14 protein-coding genes are annotated in these 15,840 nt (G+C 70.6%); 5 read left to right on the top strand and 9 right to left on the bottom strand.

What is annotated here, in order from left to right; genetic code table 11:
- Positions 1 to 24: 24 nt before the first annotated feature.
- Genes JHE00_RS07125 through JHE00_RS07110 form a run of 4 tightly spaced genes read right to left on the bottom strand, consistent with a single transcriptional unit; the run spans position 25 to position 6,040 of the window.
- A complete protein-coding gene (locus tag JHE00_RS07125; protein WP_200316082.1) occupies positions 25 to 2,121 on the bottom strand; it encodes an acetate--CoA ligase family protein in 2,097 nt (698 codons plus the stop codon).
- Positions 2,122 to 2,140: 19 nt separating this feature from the next.
- The gene (locus JHE00_RS07120) at positions 2,141 to 3,508 is read right to left on the bottom strand and encodes an MmgE/PrpD family protein (protein WP_200316081.1); all 1,368 of its coding nucleotides are present in this window, start codon (positions 3,506 to 3,508) and stop codon (positions 2,141 to 2,143) included.
- On the bottom strand, positions 3,505 to 4,656 hold the full coding sequence (locus JHE00_RS07115) for an acyl-CoA dehydrogenase family protein (RefSeq protein WP_200316080.1): 1,152 nt from the start codon (positions 4,654 to 4,656) through the stop codon (positions 3,505 to 3,507). Before JHE00_RS07115 ends, JHE00_RS07120 begins: the two co-directional genes overlap by 4 nt.
- Before the next feature lie 43 nt (positions 4,657 to 4,699).
- Positions 4,700 to 6,040, bottom strand: coding sequence for an MmgE/PrpD family protein (locus JHE00_RS07110; RefSeq protein WP_200316079.1), 1,341 nt, complete (start codon positions 6,038 to 6,040; stop codon positions 4,700 to 4,702).
- Between the two features lie 194 nt (positions 6,041 to 6,234).
- Here JHE00_RS07110 and JHE00_RS07105 point away from each other — a divergent pair, with 194 nt between their 5' ends.
- From JHE00_RS07105 to fdhA, 4 genes are all read left to right on the top strand, one after another.
- A complete protein-coding gene (locus tag JHE00_RS07105) occupies positions 6,235 to 6,927 on the top strand; it encodes a GntR family transcriptional regulator (protein ID WP_200316078.1) in 693 nt (230 codons plus the stop codon).
- 76 nt (positions 6,928 to 7,003) lie between these two features.
- On the top strand, positions 7,004 to 8,179 hold the full coding sequence (locus JHE00_RS07100) for an MFS transporter (RefSeq protein WP_200316077.1): 1,176 nt from the start codon (positions 7,004 to 7,006) through the stop codon (positions 8,177 to 8,179).
- Positions 8,180 to 8,264: 85 nt separating this feature from the next.
- Complete coding sequence (locus JHE00_RS07095; RefSeq protein ID WP_200316075.1) at positions 8,265 to 9,158, top strand: isocitrate lyase/PEP mutase family protein; 894 nt, start codon at positions 8,265 to 8,267, stop codon at positions 9,156 to 9,158.
- A gap of 96 nt (positions 9,159 to 9,254) precedes the next feature.
- The gene (fdhA, locus tag JHE00_RS07090; RefSeq protein WP_200316073.1) at positions 9,255 to 10,469 is read left to right on the top strand and encodes a formaldehyde dehydrogenase, glutathione-independent; all 1,215 of its coding nucleotides are present in this window, start codon (positions 9,255 to 9,257) and stop codon (positions 10,467 to 10,469) included.
- Positions 10,470 to 10,498: 29 nt separating this feature from the next.
- On the opposite strand, the gene JHE00_RS07085 is transcribed toward fdhA, so the two are convergent.
- The 5 genes from JHE00_RS07085 to JHE00_RS07065 all read right to left on the bottom strand — a co-directional run bounded on the left by JHE00_RS07085 (position 10,499) and on the right by JHE00_RS07065 (position 14,969).
- Entirely contained in the window at positions 10,499 to 10,972 is a 474-nt protein-coding gene (locus tag JHE00_RS07085) for a DUF309 domain-containing protein (protein WP_200316071.1), read from the bottom strand.
- A gap of 19 nt (positions 10,973 to 10,991) precedes the next feature.
- On the bottom strand, positions 10,992 to 12,752 hold the full coding sequence (gene ctaD / locus JHE00_RS07080; protein ID WP_200316070.1) for an aa3-type cytochrome oxidase subunit I: 1,761 nt from the start codon (positions 12,750 to 12,752) through the stop codon (positions 10,992 to 10,994).
- 125 nt (positions 12,753 to 12,877) lie between these two features.
- Entirely contained in the window at positions 12,878 to 13,120 is a 243-nt protein-coding gene (locus tag JHE00_RS07075; protein WP_200316069.1) for a DUF2630 family protein, read from the bottom strand.
- Positions 13,121 to 13,185: 65 nt separating this feature from the next.
- Positions 13,186 to 13,830 (bottom strand): response regulator, encoded by a 645-nt coding sequence (locus tag JHE00_RS07070; protein WP_200316068.1) that lies wholly within the window; start codon positions 13,828 to 13,830, stop codon positions 13,186 to 13,188.
- On the bottom strand, positions 13,821 to 14,969 hold the full coding sequence (locus JHE00_RS07065; protein WP_200316067.1) for a sensor histidine kinase: 1,149 nt from the start codon (positions 14,967 to 14,969) through the stop codon (positions 13,821 to 13,823). The genes JHE00_RS07070 and JHE00_RS07065 overlap by 10 nt, the downstream gene beginning before the upstream one ends.
- Before the next feature lie 168 nt (positions 14,970 to 15,137).
- Here JHE00_RS07065 and JHE00_RS07060 point away from each other — a divergent pair, with 168 nt between their 5' ends.
- On the top strand, positions 15,138 to 15,791 hold the full coding sequence (locus tag JHE00_RS07060) for a DedA family protein (RefSeq protein WP_200316066.1): 654 nt from the start codon (positions 15,138 to 15,140) through the stop codon (positions 15,789 to 15,791).
- The last annotated feature ends 49 nt before the right edge of the window (positions 15,792 to 15,840 follow it).

Below are 15,840 nucleotides of genomic sequence, written 5' to 3'. Positions count from 1 at the left end.
CGGTCTCCTTCCTTGGGCTGGGGATCAGGGTCGGTCCGCGAGGCGCACGAGTGCGTCGAGCGCGACCGCGCCGTCGCCCGCCGCGCCCACGGAGAGCGGGTTGACCTCGGCCTCGACGACGTCGGGCCGGTCCGCGGCGAGGTTGGACACCGCGACGATCGTGTCGACGAGCGCGTCGACGTCCCCGCCCTCGGCGCCGCGGAAGCCGGCCAGCGTGCCGAGTCCGCGCACGTCGCCGATCATCTCCCGCGCGGTGGCCGCGTCCACGGGTGCGAGCCGCACCGTGGAGTCGGAGTACAGCTCGGCGTAGATGCCGCCCGCGGCGAGCACCACCAGCGGACCGGCCGACGGGCTGACCCGGTAGCCGACGAGCGCCTCGGCGACGCCCTTCGCCGCCATCCGCTGCACCAGCACCCTGTCGATCTCGATCGAGTCGTCGTAGGCGGCCACGCTCGCCTTGATGCGCGCCACCGCCTCGCGCACGCCCGCCGCGTCGGCGACGTCGAGCACCACCGCGCCGGCCTCGGTCTTGTGCGGCAGCCGGTCGGAGAGGGCCTTGACCACCACGGGGTAGTCGAACGGCAGGGTGAGGTCCTCGCCGAGCTCCGCGGTGTCGAGCACCGCCGACGGCACCCTCGCGACACCCTGGGCGCCCAGCAGTTCGGCCGAGCCCTGCTCGTCCAGCACCCGCGTGGCGCTCGGCGCGGGACCGCCGAGCGCGGCACCCGTGCGCACGCTGGGCACGGTCCGGTTCAGCGCGGTGTCGATCGCGTCGGCGCACGCCTCGGGCGTGCGGAACGCGGCGACGCCCGCCTCGTCGAGCAGTCGCAAGGTCGTCATCGCGTCGGGCAGGGCGAACGCGACCAGCGGCACCTTGCCGTTCGCGCACTCGGCGATGGCCTTCACGGCCAGCTCCGGGTTGTTGCGCGCCGACGAGCCGATCACGAAGCACACGAGGTCGAACTCCCCGCTGTCCTGCATGATCTCGATGGCCGAGCGCACCAGCTCGTGCTTGGCTCCCGCGAGAGTGAGGTCGGCGATCAGGTTGGGCGCCACGGGTGCGTTGGCCGCCGCGAAGCGCTCCAGCACCTGCTCGCTGGGCGCCACCACCTGCACGCCGCGCGTCGCGAGCTGGTCGACCATGATCGCCGCGCCACCGCCGGTCGTGGTGATCACGCCGACCCTGGCGGGCTTGCGGTCCTCGGCCGGCGGCAGCTTGCGCAGCAGCGACGGCGCCTCGAACAGCGCCTCAAGGTGGTCGACGCGGGCGAACCCGCAGGCCCGGAAGAACGCGTCCGACTCACTGTCCTCACCGGCGAGCGCCCCGGTGTGCGACACCGAGAGCTGCGCGGCCTCCTCGGAGCGGCCCAGCTTGTAGACCACCACCGGTTTGCCCGCGCGGTGCGCGGCGTGGGCGAAGGACGCCAGCTCCTCGGTGTGCTGCAACGACTCCATGAACAGCGCGTAGGCGCCGATGCCCGGGTCGTCGACGGTGGCCTCGCACAGCGCGCCGATGGACACGTCGGCCTCGCCGCCGACCGAGACGAGGCCAGCGAAACCGATGCCGCGCGCCTTGCCCCTGGTCACCAGCGCCCCGATCATCGAGCCCGACTGCGAGGCGACGAACAGCTCGCCCTGCAGCAGCTCCTCGTCGAACGCCGCGTTGGCGGTGAGCAGCAGGTGGTTGCGCGGGTTGACCACGCCGAGGCTGCTCGGCCCGATCAGCCGCACGCCGCCCTCGCGGGCCGCCGCGCGCAACCGCTCCTGCCGCTCCAGGCCTTCCGCGCCCTCCTCGCCGAACCCGCTGGCGAGGATCGTCGCCACCGGCACACCCAGCGCGGCGCACTCGCGCACCGTCTCGATCGCCGGTTCGGCGTTGGTGAGCACGAAGACGTGGTCGGGCACCTCGGGCAGCGCGGTCAGGCTCGGGTGGCAGCGCTCGCCGAGCACCTCCTCGCGACCGGGGTTGACCAGGTAGACGGAGCCCGTGAAGCCCGCCTGGCGCAGGAAGCGCTGCGGCCGGGACGTGGTCTTGGCCGGATCACCCGACGCACCGACCACCGCGACGGCGCGGGGCCGTAGCAGCGCCTCGGCGAAACCGGACTGGTTGTCAGCACCCATCGTTCGTTTTCCGTTCCTCTCAGAGGGCCTGGCGCAGCAGCTGGTCGGCACGGTCGAGGAAGCCGAGGTCCTCCAGCGCCCACACGGCGTGCACGAGCTCGGTGGCCGCCTGCTCGCCGAGCACCGGGTCCACCAGCGCGTGGAACTTGGCGGCCAGCGACTCGTCGCTCATCGGGTTGGACGGCTCGCCGTACGGCTGCTCGACGGTCTCGGCCAGCGTCCGGCCGTCGCGCAGCGTCAGCGTGAGCGTGGCCGGGCGGGCCTTCGGGTAGACGTCCTGCGCGGCCTGGTCCACCTCGACCGCGACGGCCTGGGTGAGCCGGGTGATCTCGGCGTCGGCGCGGGCCTCGTCCCCGAACTCCGCGAGCGCGACGTGTCCGCGCGAGATCGCGGCGGCCACGGCGTACGGGATGCTCATCTGCGCGTCGAGGAAGCCGCCGACCTCGGTGTGCGAGTGGTGCGTGGCGACCGTGTAGGTGCCCACGTGCGCCGATTCGACGTCGCCGATGGTGAGGCCGTGCCGCTCGCGCAGCGCGAGCGCCGCGTCGATCGGCCCGTGCAGGTGCCTGCAGCTCGGGTAGGGCTTGACGTAGGTGTCCAGCAGAGTCCAGCGCGAGCCGAGTCCGTCGCGGACCGTCTCCGGCGACCACTCGTCGCGGGCGAACGCGGCGAAGTAGCCGTGCGTGCCCTCCAGCACCGTGTGCGGCCCGGTCACCCCGGCCGCGGCGAGCTGCGCGCTCGCGATGCCGTCACGCGCCGCCTTGCCCGGGTGGACCCGCTTGACCTCGGCCGACTGCCCGAGAAACTCGAACAGCCCGCCCGCGTGCGAGCCCGCGATGCCCAGCGCGTCCTGCACCCGCTCGGTGTCGAGCCCGAGCAGCCCCGCCACGCCCGCCGCCGAGGCGACGACCCCGGTGAGCGGCGTGTTGTGGAAGTGGTTGCGCCACGTGGCCGGGTGGCCAGCGGCGGCGAGGCGGCACACGAGCTCCAGCGCGATGGCCGACGCCGAGAGCGTCCTGGCCGGGTCGGTGCCCGCCTGCTGCGCCGCGGCGAGCACGGCGGGCAGCGCGACCGAACTCGGGTGCACGCTGCCCGGCGTGTAGCCGTCGTCCACCTCCAGTCCGTGCGCTGCGGTGCCGTTGACCAGCGCCGCGCCCAGCGCGGAGAGCCTGCCCGCGCCGATACCGGTGGCGCCGTCGCCGCCGTAGGACTCGCGGGCGTGCGCGGCCACGGCCTTCGACACCGGCGTGGTCGAGCTGGCGATCACGCCGCCCAGGTAGTCCAGGATCAGGCGCTTGACGTGGTGCTCGACGCCGGGGTCCAGCGGCTTGTCGGCCTGCTCACTCACCCAGTCCGCGACCTGCGCGGTCAGTCCCCGCGCGCTCACTTGGCGGCCTCCACGGGACGCTGGCTGAAGCGCTGGCCGAGCACGTCCTGCGAGATCGTGTTGCGCAGCACCTCGACCGAGCCGCCCGCGATCATCCAGCCGCGCGTGCGGCGCACGATGTACTCCAATGGGAACTCGGTGGAGTAGCCGCTGGCGCCGAACATCTGCAGCGCGTCGTTGGCGACCTTGAACGCCGTCTCGTTGCAGTGCAGCTTGGCGATGGCCGCCTCGGTGGGGTCGGGCGTGCCCGTCTCCGCGCCCGAGACCGCGCGCATCAGCAGCAGCTTCGCGGCGTCGAGCTGCACCCGCATGTCGGCGAACTTCCACTGCAGGCCCTGGAACTCCGAGATCGTGCGGCCGAACGCCTTGCGCGTCTTGGCGTGTTCGACGGCGCGCTCGTAGGCCGACTCGGCCAGCGCGAGCGAGCGCGAGGCGTTACCCATGCGCTCGACCCCGAAGACCGACAGCATCTTCTTGATCGCACCCGAGTCGGCGAGCACGTACTCCTTCGGCACCCGCGCGCCGTCGAAGTAGAGCTGGCAGTGCTTCTCGCCCGACATGTAGGTCTCGGACTTGCCGCGCGAGAAACCAGGCGCGTCCACGGGCACCACGACGGCGCCGATGTCGCGGCTGCGCGGACCGAACCGGCACCACACCACCGAATGCGTGATGTCGGGGCCGTGGGAGTTCCAGCACTTCTGGCCGTTGAGCACCACGTCGTCGCCGTCGTACTCGGCGCGCGTGGTCAGGTCGGTGAGCGCGGTGCCGGCCTCCGGCTCGCTCATGCCCGCGCTGACCAGGCCCTCACCGCGCAGCAGTGGCGCCAGCACCTCGTCCCGCACGCGCTCCGAGCCGAAGTGCGCGATCTGCCGGATGGCGCCGAAGTTGCTGGCCTGGAAGGCATCCGCGCTGTGCGGGCACACCTTGGTCAGCGCCATCATCACGAGCACGGCGTCGAGCAGGCCCGCGCCCTGACCGCCCAGCTCGACGGGCAACGTCAGGCCGGTCAGCTCGTTGGCGGCCAGCGTCTTCAAGCTGTCCCACGCGAAGCCGTCGCGCTGGAACGCCTGTGCGGCGAACTCACGTTCGGCGAGCTTGGTGACGGAGTCGACGAGAGCAACCTGTTCGTCGGTCAGCTGGAAGTCCATGGTCTCCACTTCTCTTTTCGGAGCGCGACAGCGCGGAGGGAAATCAGGAGCCGAGTGCGGCGAGCGCGGGGCCGACCTCGGCGGGGGAGAGGTCGGCGAAGCGCTCGGCGAGCGCGGCGATGTCGGCCACGGTGGCGCCGGGCTCGTGCCCGCCGACCTGGGCGCACGCGGCGGTCTTGGCCGCGAGCTGGGCCTCGGTGAGGGGATGTTCGGGGGAGCCGGTCATCGGCGAGGTGGCCTCGTGGCGCTGGCCGTCGTCGGTGCGCAGCACCACCGTGGCCGGGGCCATCGTGGCGGTGCCCTCGGCGTCCTGGTGCACCGTGACGCGGGCGGCGAAGGCCTCCACGTGGGCGTCGAGCAGCGTCGGCCCGGCGATGGTGGTGAGGTCGACGGCGCCGGTCACCAGCTGCGCGGCGACGAGCCACGGGATGGAGAACTGCGCGTCGATCACGGGCCTGCCCCTGCGCTCGAACGGGCGCGACACCAGCAGGTAGGCCGCGCCGTCGGGCACGTGCACGTCGACCGAGGAGATCCGTTCGCTCGCGATACCGGTGCTCGCCTCGGCGGCGGCCGTGATCGCGGCGTGGGTGTAGCGGCACGCGGGGTAGGGCTTGAGGGACAGCTCGGCGCCCTCCCAGCCGGGGGCGAACAGCGTGCTCGCGGCGTCGTCGACTCCTGCGAGCAGTCCGTAGGTCCCGTCGGCCCAGCCCGCGGGCCCTTCAACGCCCGCCCGAGCGAAGGCCGCGGCGGTGAGCCCTGCCTGCACGGCGAGTCCCGGCTGCAGCCGCTTGTTGACGGCGCTGTCCTCCACGACCTGCCTGCTGTGCGGAGAACCGGCGGCGGGCAGCGCGAGTGCCATCGCGTTGCCGATGCCCTCGAGCCCGAGGCCCAGCGTGCGGGCGGCGGCCGCGGCGGCGGCGACGGAGCCGAGCCCCGCCGTGCGCACCATGCCGTGCCGTGCACCGAGCGCGAGTGAGAGCCTGCTCAGCACCTGCACGCCCACCACGACGCCGTCCAGGATGTCGGCGCCGCTGCGCCCCGCGTGAGTCCCTGCCGCCAGCGCGGCGGGCAGTGCGACGGCCATGGTGTGCACCACGGCGTCGTCGTGGGTGTCGTCGAAGTCCCACGCGTGCACGAGCGCGGAGAGGGCGAGCCCGGCCTGCGCGGGTGGCAGTCGCAGGTCCGTCCAGGGCACCGCGACGTCACCGGAACCCAGCGCGCGCAGGGCGTCCAACGTGGGTTCCAGCCCGGTCGCGCGGGTGCCGGCCGAGGCGATGCCGAGGGTGTCGCGGAGCAGGATCGTGCCTGCTCGCCGTTCGGTGGGGGAGAGTCCTGACCAGCTCATGCCCGCCAGTTCGGCGGGCCACTTCGTCGTGGTTTCCATGGTGCTCCAGGGATTCGAGAGTTGCGTCTCACTCATCGACTACCGGGAAGGTACATAGTCTATAGAGTGTTGTCTATAACCAATCGAGCAGCGAGGATGGTGCGCAGAGTGTTGGTCCCGAGCCGCTCCGGCGTGACTTCACGACATACTGTGTCGAGTTCCTGGCGTGGCGGTCGCTGGAGGAGAGGGTCCCCATGACGTCGGAGGTCGAGCCGATGCGGCCACCGCAGAGCCGCGTGGCCTATGTGGTCGAGAGACTGAAGGACGACCTGGCCAGTGGTCTGATCCAACCTGGCGAGCTGATCAAGCAGACGGTGCTCGCCAAGCGCTACGGCGTCAGCCCGACGCCGGTGCGCGAGGCGCTGCGCGTGCTGGAGGCCGACGGCGCCATCACCTACCAGCCGCACCGCGGCGCGTCGGTGCGCGAGATGGCCCCCGAGGCCGCCGTCGACCTCTACCGGATGCGCGCGAGCGCCGAGGGCACCGCGACGGAGATGGCCGTCGAGCGGATGACGCCCGCCGGACTGCGTCTCATCGAGGCCAAGCACGCCGAGCTCAACCGGCTGCGGGCCGAGGGCGCGACCTCCGCGAAGCTCTCGCAGCTCAACCGCGAACTCCACTTCACGATCTACGCCCAGAGCTCACCGCTGGTGGTGGAGTACCTCGAACTGCTGTGGACCCGGTTCACGCCCAACAGCACGATCTGGACCGGCGAGCACTCCGACGAGCTCACCGACGACCACGAGGCGATCATGGAGGCCGTCCGGGAGGGCGACGCCAGGCGGGCCGCCGCGTTGATGTCCGAGCACATCCTGCGCGCATCGCGGATCAGGGCCGGTGACCCGACGGCGCGCGCCGAGGGGCACCAGACCGAGATGGACTCCTGACCCGGCGCCGCGGGTCGTCGCGGTCGTCCGCGGGCGGCTCGCCGCGCCCGGACGGCCGCGTCCGGCAGAGGCACGCATGAAGCACTGGTACTCGCACCTGTGGGTCGTCACGGCGCTGACCCAGGCCGCCTTCAACGCGGCCAGGATGCTCGTGTCGTACCGGGCGCTCGGCCTCGGCGGCGACGGCGTGGCGCTCGGGATCATCACGGCGCTGTTCTCGCTGCTGCCACTCGTGGTGGCGGTGCACGTCGGCAGGGCCGTCGACAACGGCCACCCGGCGGGGATGCTGCGCTCCGGCGTGCTGCTCACCGTGGGCGCGCTGCTCGTCATCGCGCTCAGCGGGGACCTCGTGTGGCTCGGCGTGGGCAACGCGCTGTTCGGCTTCGGCCAGATCCTCGTGGTGGTGGCCTCGCAGGGGTTCGTGCCGATGCTGTCGAAACCCGAGGAGCTCGACCGCAAGTTCGCGGGCTGGACCCTGGCCGTCTCGATCGGACAGACGGCGGGGCTTCCCGTCGCCGGGATCGTCTCCTCGGCCAGCAGCACCAGTGGCGAGGGCGTCTCCACGACCGCGGCGGTGCTCGCGCTCGCCGCACTGGTCGCACTCGCCCTGCCCTCGGCGTTCCTGATGCCCGCGGTGGGCGCGACGACGGGCGGCGCCGCCAGTGAGGGCACGGCGCAGTCCGTGGGGACGATGCTCGGCATCCCCGGCATGCGACCCGCCGTGTTCAGCAGTCTCGTCGTGCTGACGTCGATCGACGTGCTGTCGGCATTTCTGCCGGTGCTCGGCGAGGAGTACGGCTTCAGCGTGCTGCTGGTGACCGTGCTGCTCATGATCCGCACCGGCTCCTCGGTGGTGTCGCGCGCCTTCCTGCCCACGCTGCTGCGGGTGGTGTCACGACGCTGGCTGCTGCTGTCGGCCACGCTGTGCTCCGCGCTGCCGATGGCGTTGCTTCCCCTTGCGCACCAACCGGTTCTGATGGCCGTGCTGCTGGTGATCGTCGGCTTCTTCTGGGGAATCGGGCAGCCGTTGACGATGACGTGGGTGGTGACGCTGGTGTCGCAGCGCAGCCGCGCATCGGCGTTGTCGTTGCGGCTCACCGGAAACCGGCTCGGCCAGGTGCTCGTTCCGCTCGGCGCGGGGGCCATCGCCGGTGTGACCGGGGTCGGGTCGGTCTTCGTGGTCACGGGCGCGCTGCTGTGGGCGTCGAGCGGGTTCACCTGGCGGGCGGTGCGCGGGCAGCGCGAACGATGATCGGCGAGGCTCGCTGGTCGGTGTTTCAATCGGATTCGCCGCCGGCTCGCTCGCCGGACCTTGTCCCGCGTCAAGGAGGTTCGTCATGGGAGACCTGCTCGGTTCCGCCGCACCGAGGGCCAGGCTGCGGGAACTGCTGACCGCCGGGAGGCCGCTCGTGGCGCCCGGCGCCTACGACGCGCTCTCGGCGAGGCTCGTCGAGCAGGCGGGCTTCGACGTCGTGTACATGACCGGATTCGGCACCACGGCCTCGCTCATCGGCAGACCCGACGTCGGACTGCTCTCCGGCGCCGAGATGATCGACAACGCCACGCGCATCCGCGGCGCCGTCGACGTGCCCGTGCTCGCCGACGCCGACACCGGCTACGGCAACGCGCTCAACGTGCTGCGCACCGTCCGCGCCTACGAGCAGGCCGGTGTCGCGGCCATCCACCTGGAGGACCAGGTGTCGCCGAAGAAATGCGGGCACCTCAGCGGCAAGGACGTGATCCCGCGCGAGGAGATGGTGGGCAAGCTCCGCGCCGCCGTCGCCGCCAGGCAGGACCCGGACTTCCTGCTGATCGCCCGAACCGATGCCGCCGCGGTGCACGGCCTCGACGACGCCATCGACCGCGCCAGGGCCTACGCCGACGCGGGCGCCGACGCGCTGTTCGTCGAGGCGCCCACGAGCGAGGCCGACATCGAACGCGTCGCCACGGAACTGCGCGACGTCGCGCCGCTGGTGTTCAACTGGGCGGAAGGGGGCCGAACACCCGCGATGTCGTTGCGGCGTATCGGAGAAATCGGATTCTCGCTCGTGCTCTTTCCCATCGGCACACTGCTCGCCGCCACCGCGGGAATCCGAACGCTGCTCGGTGTGCTGCGCGCGGAGGGCACCCCGGAATCGGCACTGCCCGGCCTCCCGTCGTTCTCGGAGTTCACCGATCTCGTGGGACTTCCCGAAATCCAGGACCTTGAACAGCGCTTCTCCGGTGAATGAGTGGCCTCGTCGGATCGCTGGAAATACCACGACGTAAGGGCTACGTTCGCAGAACGCCCATGAACTGAACCGGCGATCAGACAAAGGGGTTTGGACATGCCGGGAAACCATGTTGTCGTGTACCAAGGACCGGGTCGAGTTTCCGTCGAGTCGATCGACTACCCGAAGCTCGAACTTCCCACTGACGTCGTCGATGGACTGGGTCTGAAGAAGAGGGCTCCGCACGCGGCGATTCTGAAGATCGTCACCACCAACATCTGCGGCAGCGACCAGCACATGGTGCGCGGCCGCACGACCGCGCCCGTCGGCCAGACCCTCGGGCACGAGATCACCGGGGAGGTGGTCGAAGCCGGCGACGACGTGCTGTTCGTCAAGACCGGCGACATCTGTTCGGTGCCCTTCAACATCGCGTGCGGCCGGTGCCGCATGTGCAACGAGGGCAAGACCGGAATCTGCCTCAACGTCAACCCCGCCCGGCCAGGCGCGGCCTACGGCTACGTCGACATGGGCGGCTGGGTCGGCGGCCAGGCCGAGTACGTCATGGTGCCGTACGCGGACTTCAACCTGCTGCCGTTCCCCGACCGGGACCGGGCGCTCGAGAAGATCCTCGACCTGACGATGCTCTCGGACATCTTCCCGACCGGATACCACGGCGCGTACACCGCAGGCGTGACGACGGGTTCGACCGTCTACGTCGCGGGCGCCGGACCGGTCGGCCTCGCCGCCGCGCACGCAGCGCAGGTGCTCGGGGCGTCCGTGGTGATCGTCGGCGACATGATCCCCGAGCGGTTGCAGCAGGCCCGCAGCTTCGGCTGCGAGACCGTCGACCTGCGCCAGTCGGGCGAGCTGTCCGAGATGATCGAGCAGATCGTCGGCGAGCCCGAGGTCGACGCCGCAGTGGACGCGGTCGGATTCGAGGCCCGCGGACACGGCCAGGGCGCCGGCGAGCAACCGGCCACGGTGCTCAACGACGTCATGACCATCTCCAGGGCAGGCGCCGCGCTCGGTATCCCCGGTCTGTACGTGACCGGTGACCCCGGCGGCGTCGACGAGAACGCCCAGATCGGTCAGCTCGGGGTGCGCATCGGCCTCGGCTGGGCGAAGTCCCACCGGTTCACCACGGGTCAGTGCCCGGTGAAGCAGTACAACCGGTTGCTGATGAACATGATCCTCAGCGACAAGGCACAGATCGCGAAGGCCGTCAACGCCACGGTGATCCCGTTGTCCGACGCCCCGCAGGGCTACCAGGACTTCGACCACGGTGCGGCCAAGAAGTTCGTGCTCGACCCCCATGGGATGGTCCCTGCCTAGGAGGGACCCCTCGCGCCCCGGTTCGCGCTCTAGCGCAGCCGGGGCGCGATCTCGTTCGCGTCCGGTGGGTCCGGCTCCCCGGCGAGGTCCTGCGCCAGCGCCAGCGCCCACTCGCGCAGCCCGGCGATGTCGATCCCGTGCGGGCGCGGCGCGGTGAACGGTTCGATGTTGTCGGAGCCCCTGGTGAGCAGTGCGCGTGCACCGGCCGAGTTGCCGCGTGCCGCGTGGGTGATGCCCACGGCGAGCTGCGCGAGCCCGCGCCACAGCTCCCGTTCGTCGGCAGGCCCCGACTTCCACGCGTCCTCGAACACCTCGTGGGCGTGGAACGGTTTGCCCTCGTCGAGCAGCCGCTGCGCCTCGGCCAGCGACTCCTCCGGCGCGCGGGTCACGCCCTCCGGCTGGCGTTCGACGCCCTCTGCTCCGTACGGCAGCGGCCTGCCCAGCCCGTCGCGCGGCCTGGCGTTGCGGGCCCTGCCCTCCTCGTCGCGGTCCCGGTCGTTCACCACCCGAGTCTCGCACCGCTCACTCGTCGTCGCCCAGCGCGTCCGAGGCCTGCTTCGACGGAGGCGGTGGCTCGGAGTCGTGCGGCTTGAGCCTGCCGGTGAGCGTGATGTGGCCCTCGGTGTGCAGGCGCTCGACCATGTGCGGGTAGTGCAGTTCGAACGCGGGCCGCTCCGACCGGATCCGCGGCAGTTCGAGGAAGTTGTGCCGGGGCGGCGGACACGACGTCGCCCACTCCAGTGAATTGCCGAAGCCCCACGGGTCGTCGACCTCCACCGGCTCGCCGAAGCGGTAGCTGCGCACCACGTTCCACAGGAACGGCAGTATCGCCAGCCCCAGCACGAACGCGCCGATCGTCGACACGACGTTGAGGTTGGTGAAGCCGTCGGTCGGCAGGTAGTCGGCGTAGCGGCGGGGCATGCCCTCGGCGCCGAGCCAGTGCTGCACCAGGAACGTGATCTGGAAACCCACGAACGTGAGCCAGAAGTGCAGTTTGCCCAGCGGCTCGTCGAGCATTCGGCCCGTGAACTTCGGGAACCAGAAGTAGATTCCCGCGAACGTCGCGAACACGATGGTGCCGAACAGTACGTAGTGGAAGTGCGCCACCACGAAGTAGGTGTCGTGGATGTGGAAGTCCATCGGCGGTGCGGCGAGGATGACCCCGGTCAGGCCGCCGAGCAGGAACGTCACCAGGAACCCCATCGACCACAGCATCGGGGTCTCGAAGCTCAGCTTCCCCTTCCACATCGTGCCGATCCAGTTGAAGAACTTGATGCCCGTCGGCACGGCGATCATGAACGTCAGGAACGAGAAGAACGGCAGCAGCACCGCGCCGGTCGCGAACATGTGATGTGCCCACACGACGAACGACAACGCGGTGATGCCCATCGTCGCGAACACCATCAGCCGGTAGCCGAACAGCGGTTTTCTGCTGAACACCGGGATGATCTCGGTGATGATCCCGAAGAACGGCAACGCGACGATGTAGACCTCGGGATGACCGAAGAACCAGAAGAGGTGCTGCCAGAGGATCGCGCCGCCGGTGGCCGGGTCGAACACCTGGGCGCCGATATGTCGGTCGGCGGCGAGCGCGAACAGCGCCGCGGTGAGGATCGGGAACGCGGCCAGGATCAGGATGCTCGTGAACAGGATGTTCCAGGTGAAGATCGGCATCCGCCACATCGTCATGCCGGGTGCGCGCAGGCAGACGATCGTGGTGATCATGTTGACGGCGCCGAGAATCGTGCCCAGCCCCGAGACGATGAGCCCCATGATCCACAGGTCCCCGCCGAATCCCTGCGAGTACTCGGCGCGCGAGAGCGGTACGTACGCGGTCCAGCCGTAGTCGGCGCCTCCCGCGGGCGTGAGCAACGAGCTCAGCACGATCAGGCCGCCGAACAGGAACAGCCAGTACGAGAAGGCGTTCAGCCTGGGAAAGGCCACGTCCGGCGAGCCGATCTGCAGCGGCAGCACCAGGTTGGCGAACGCGAACAGGATCGGCGTCGCGTAGAGCAGCAACATGATGGTGCCGTGCATGGTGAACAGCTGCGCGTACTGCTCCGGTGACAGGAACTGCATCCCCGGCCACGCGAGCTCGCCCCTCATCAGCAGGGCCATCAGGCCGCCGATCATGAAGAAGCTCATCGACGTGACGAGGTAGAGCATCCCGATCTTCTTGTGATCGGTGGTGCGGACGAAGGCAAGAATGTGCTGGAGCCGCTTCCCCGACCGGGGAGCGGGCTGCCGGATACGCGTCGGCCGCAGGCCGATCGAAGTGTTCACGGGTTGCACCTCCACCGACCGTGGTGGAGCCCCGAGCCCCCCGTCCGTGCAGACTCGAGGCGGTTCCCGATTACGGTAGACCTCGCCGTGCTCCGGCGCATCCATCCGCGCAATCAACGGGACCGTTACTGCTGGTACGACTCCACATCGCGGACCGACCGGGCCGTGGCCTCGTCGGGATCGTCGCCGAACTCGGCCCGCGCGCGGCGCTGCCGCAGCAGATCCCAGCACTGATCCAGCTGCAGCTCGAGCTCGGTCAACCGCCGCTTGCCGTCCTCGTCGAGACCGTTGCCGGTGGCGTGGGAGCGCAGCTCCCGCTCCTCGGCGATCAGCGCGTCGATCCTGGCGATGGTGCTCTCGTCGGCCATGTGCCTTCCTCCCGAAGTCGCGAAAGGTGCGCCGCGGGACACGCTACGCCGCCCGGCGCCCGTCGTCAGGAGCCGAGAAAGCGCAGCACGGCCAGCACCCTGCGGCTGAATCCGGTCGTGTGCGCCAGGTCCAGCTTGTCGAAGATCGCGTTCACGTGCTTCTCGACCGCGCTCTGCGAGATGTGCAGCCCGGCGGCGATTCCCGCGTTGGTGTGACCCTGCGCCATCTTCTCCAGCACCTCACGCTCCCGTGTGGTCAGCCGAGTCAGCGGATCGGTGCGCGACGTGCGGGCCAGCAGCCTGCGCACCACTTCGGGGTCGAACGCGGCCCCTCCAGCCGCCACCCGCTCCAGCGCGTCGAGGAACTCGCCCACCTGCGCCACGCGGTCCTTGAGCAGATAACCGACCTTGCCCGCGTCGTCGGTGACCAGTTCGGTGGCGTAGCGCTTCTCGACGTACTGCGACAGCACGAGCACGCCGACCTCCGGCCAGCGCGACCGGATCTCCAGCGCCGCCCGTAGTCCCTCGTCGGTGTGGGCGGGCGGCATCCGGACGTCGGTGACGACCACGTCGGGCCGGTGCAGGCCGGCGGCCTCCACCAGCGCGGTGCCGTCGCCGACGGCGGCCACCACCTCGTGGCCCTCCTCGGAGAGCAGGCGGATGAGCCCCTCCCGCAACAGGGTCGAGTCCTCGGCGAGGATCACGCGCACGGCAGCTCCGCCTCGATCGTGGTCGGCCCCCCGACCGGACTGTCCACAGTGAACCTTCCGTCCACGGCGGCCACCCTGCGGGCGAGCCCGGACAGCCCGCCCCCGGAGGTACGGGCGCCGCCCACGCCGTCGTCGGTGATCCGCACGCGCACCATGCTGTCACCGCCGGTCACCGTGATGGCGACGCGGGAGGCCCCCGCGTGCTTGATCGCGTTGGTCACCGCCTCGGAGGCCACGAAGTACGCCACGGTCTCCAGCGCGGCCCCCGGCCGGCGGGAGAACGTGCAGTCGAGCGTCACCGGCAGAGCGCTGCGCTCGGCCAGCGACTCCAGCGCCACCTCGAGCCCATCGGTGTCCAGCGCGATCGGGTACACGCGCCACGTCACCTCGCGCAGCTCCGCCAGCGCCCGCTGGGACTCCTCGTGCGCCTGGCGAACGAGCTCGCGCGCATGCTCGGGGTCCTTGCCGCGCAACGCCCTGCCGAGCACCATGCCCAGCGCCACGAGCCGCTGCTGCACGCCGTCGTGCAGGTCCCGCTCGATGCGCCTGCGCTCCTCGTCGACGGCCTCGACCACCTCGGCGCGGCTGGCCGCCAGCTGGGAGACCCTGCGCCGCAACAGGTCCTGCTCGCTCGGGCCGAGGAACCGGTGCGCCACCCGGCGATCCAGCGCTGCGACGCCGAGCAGGCCCTGCACCGCGAGGAAGAGCAGCAGCACGCCGAACAGCGGCACCGCGACGAGGTCGTACCAGTCCTGGTCGGTGCCGCCGCCGATGGGCTCACCCGAGGCGAGCTGCGCGACCATCACGGCGCCCGAGACGGCACCCCAGAGGATCAACAGGAAGATCCCCGCGCCGAGCCCGCCGACCACGCAGCGCACCGCAAGGTACTCCAGTGCCCGCCTGCCGCCGTAGTCTGAGGAGTTCTCGCTGCGCAGATACCGCGCGAGGCGCGCACGCTCCACCTCGGCCAGCTTGCGTGCGCAGGCGAGCGCGCGTGCGCGGGCGGGCGGGAACGCGAGCGCGGGTAGAGTCAGCAGCACGAAGGCCGCTTCGACGAAGGCGAGTACACCGCCGAGCGCGAGTCCGGCCGTCGTCCGGCAGCCTCGGCGCAGGAGTCGATGGGCTGCCCGGGACACCATACGAGGCTAACTGGGGGCTCGACCAGCGGTAATGCGGTTTTCCGCAGGATCGCCCTGTGGTGTCCCTCTGCTCAGGTCGGTGCCCAACCCCATGCCGATGACACTCGCGTGCCCGTAGCGTCGACAATAGTTGCTCAAAACGTCCAAAACGACCACGAAAGGCCGTACATGACCGCGCTGCTGGCCCAGGACGACCCGAGTGAACTCGGTGGTATCGCCGGATGGGCCGTCGACCTCATGGACGCGCTCGGGGGACCGGGCGCCGCCATCGTGGTCGGCCTGGACAACCTGTTCCCGCCGATCCCGAGTGAACTCGTGCTGCCGCTGGCAGGCTTCAGCGCGGCCGTCGGAACCTTCACCCTGGCCGAGGCACTGATCTGGACCACGGTCGGATCGGTGCTCGGCGCGATCATCGTCTTCTACCTCGGCCGCCTGCTCGGCCGCGACCGCACGCGCTGGCTGATCTGCAAGCTACCGCTGGTCAAGCCGGACGACTTCGACAAGGCGGAGGCCTGGTTCGCCAAGCACGGCACCAAGGCGGTGTTCCTCGGCCGAATGGTGCCGCTGGTCCGCAGTTTCATCTCACTACCCGCCGGCATCGAGAAGATGCCGTTCTGGAAGTTCCTCTCGCTGACCACGCTCGGCAGCCTGATCTGGAACACGATCTTCGTCGTGGCCGGTTACGCGCTCGGCGCCAACTGGCACGTTGTCGAGGAGTACGCGGGCGTCTTCCAGATCGTCGTCGTGGTGCTGGTCGTCGTGGCCGTCACCCTCTTCGTGGTCAAGCGCGTGCGTGACCGCTCGAAAACCCCCGCCGCCTGATCCACCGCAGTGAAGGGCACCTTCCCCGCGTTCAACGCGGGGAAGGTGC

Source organism: Prauserella cavernicola (genome assembly GCF_016595675.1).
Lineage (GTDB): Bacteria > Actinomycetota > Actinomycetes > Mycobacteriales > Pseudonocardiaceae > Prauserella_A > Prauserella_A cavernicola.
Note: the sequence above shows the minus strand (reverse complement) of the source record. Positions and strands in the feature narration are given on the sequence as shown.

Bases quoted from the DNA above. Each gene is read 5' to 3' on its own strand.
- JHE00_RS07125 (WP_200316082.1), bottom strand. From the start codon at position 2,121: ATGGGTGCTGACAACCAGTCCGGTTTCGCCGAGGCGCTGCTACGGCCC.
- JHE00_RS07115 (WP_200316080.1), bottom strand. From the start codon at position 4,656: ATGGACTTCCAGCTGACCGACGAACAGGTTGCTCTCGTCGACTCCGTC.
- JHE00_RS07110 (WP_200316079.1), bottom strand. From the start codon at position 6,040: ATGGAAACCACGACGAAGTGGCCCGCCGAACTGGCGGGCATGAGCTGG.
- JHE00_RS07105 (WP_200316078.1), top strand. From the start codon at position 6,235: ATGACGTCGGAGGTCGAGCCGATGCGGCCACCGCAGAGCCGCGTGGCC.
- JHE00_RS07100 (WP_200316077.1), top strand. From the start codon at position 7,004: ATGAAGCACTGGTACTCGCACCTGTGGGTCGTCACGGCGCTGACCCAG.
- JHE00_RS07095 (WP_200316075.1), top strand. From the start codon at position 8,265: ATGGGAGACCTGCTCGGTTCCGCCGCACCGAGGGCCAGGCTGCGGGAA.
- fdhA (WP_200316073.1), top strand. From the start codon at position 9,255: ATGCCGGGAAACCATGTTGTCGTGTACCAAGGACCGGGTCGAGTTTCC.
- JHE00_RS07075 (WP_200316069.1), bottom strand. From the start codon at position 13,120: ATGGCCGACGAGAGCACCATCGCCAGGATCGACGCGCTGATCGCCGAG.
- JHE00_RS07065 (WP_200316067.1), bottom strand. From the start codon at position 14,969: ATGGTGTCCCGGGCAGCCCATCGACTCCTGCGCCGAGGCTGCCGGACG.
- JHE00_RS07060 (WP_200316066.1), top strand. From the start codon at position 15,138: ATGACCGCGCTGCTGGCCCAGGACGACCCGAGTGAACTCGGTGGTATC.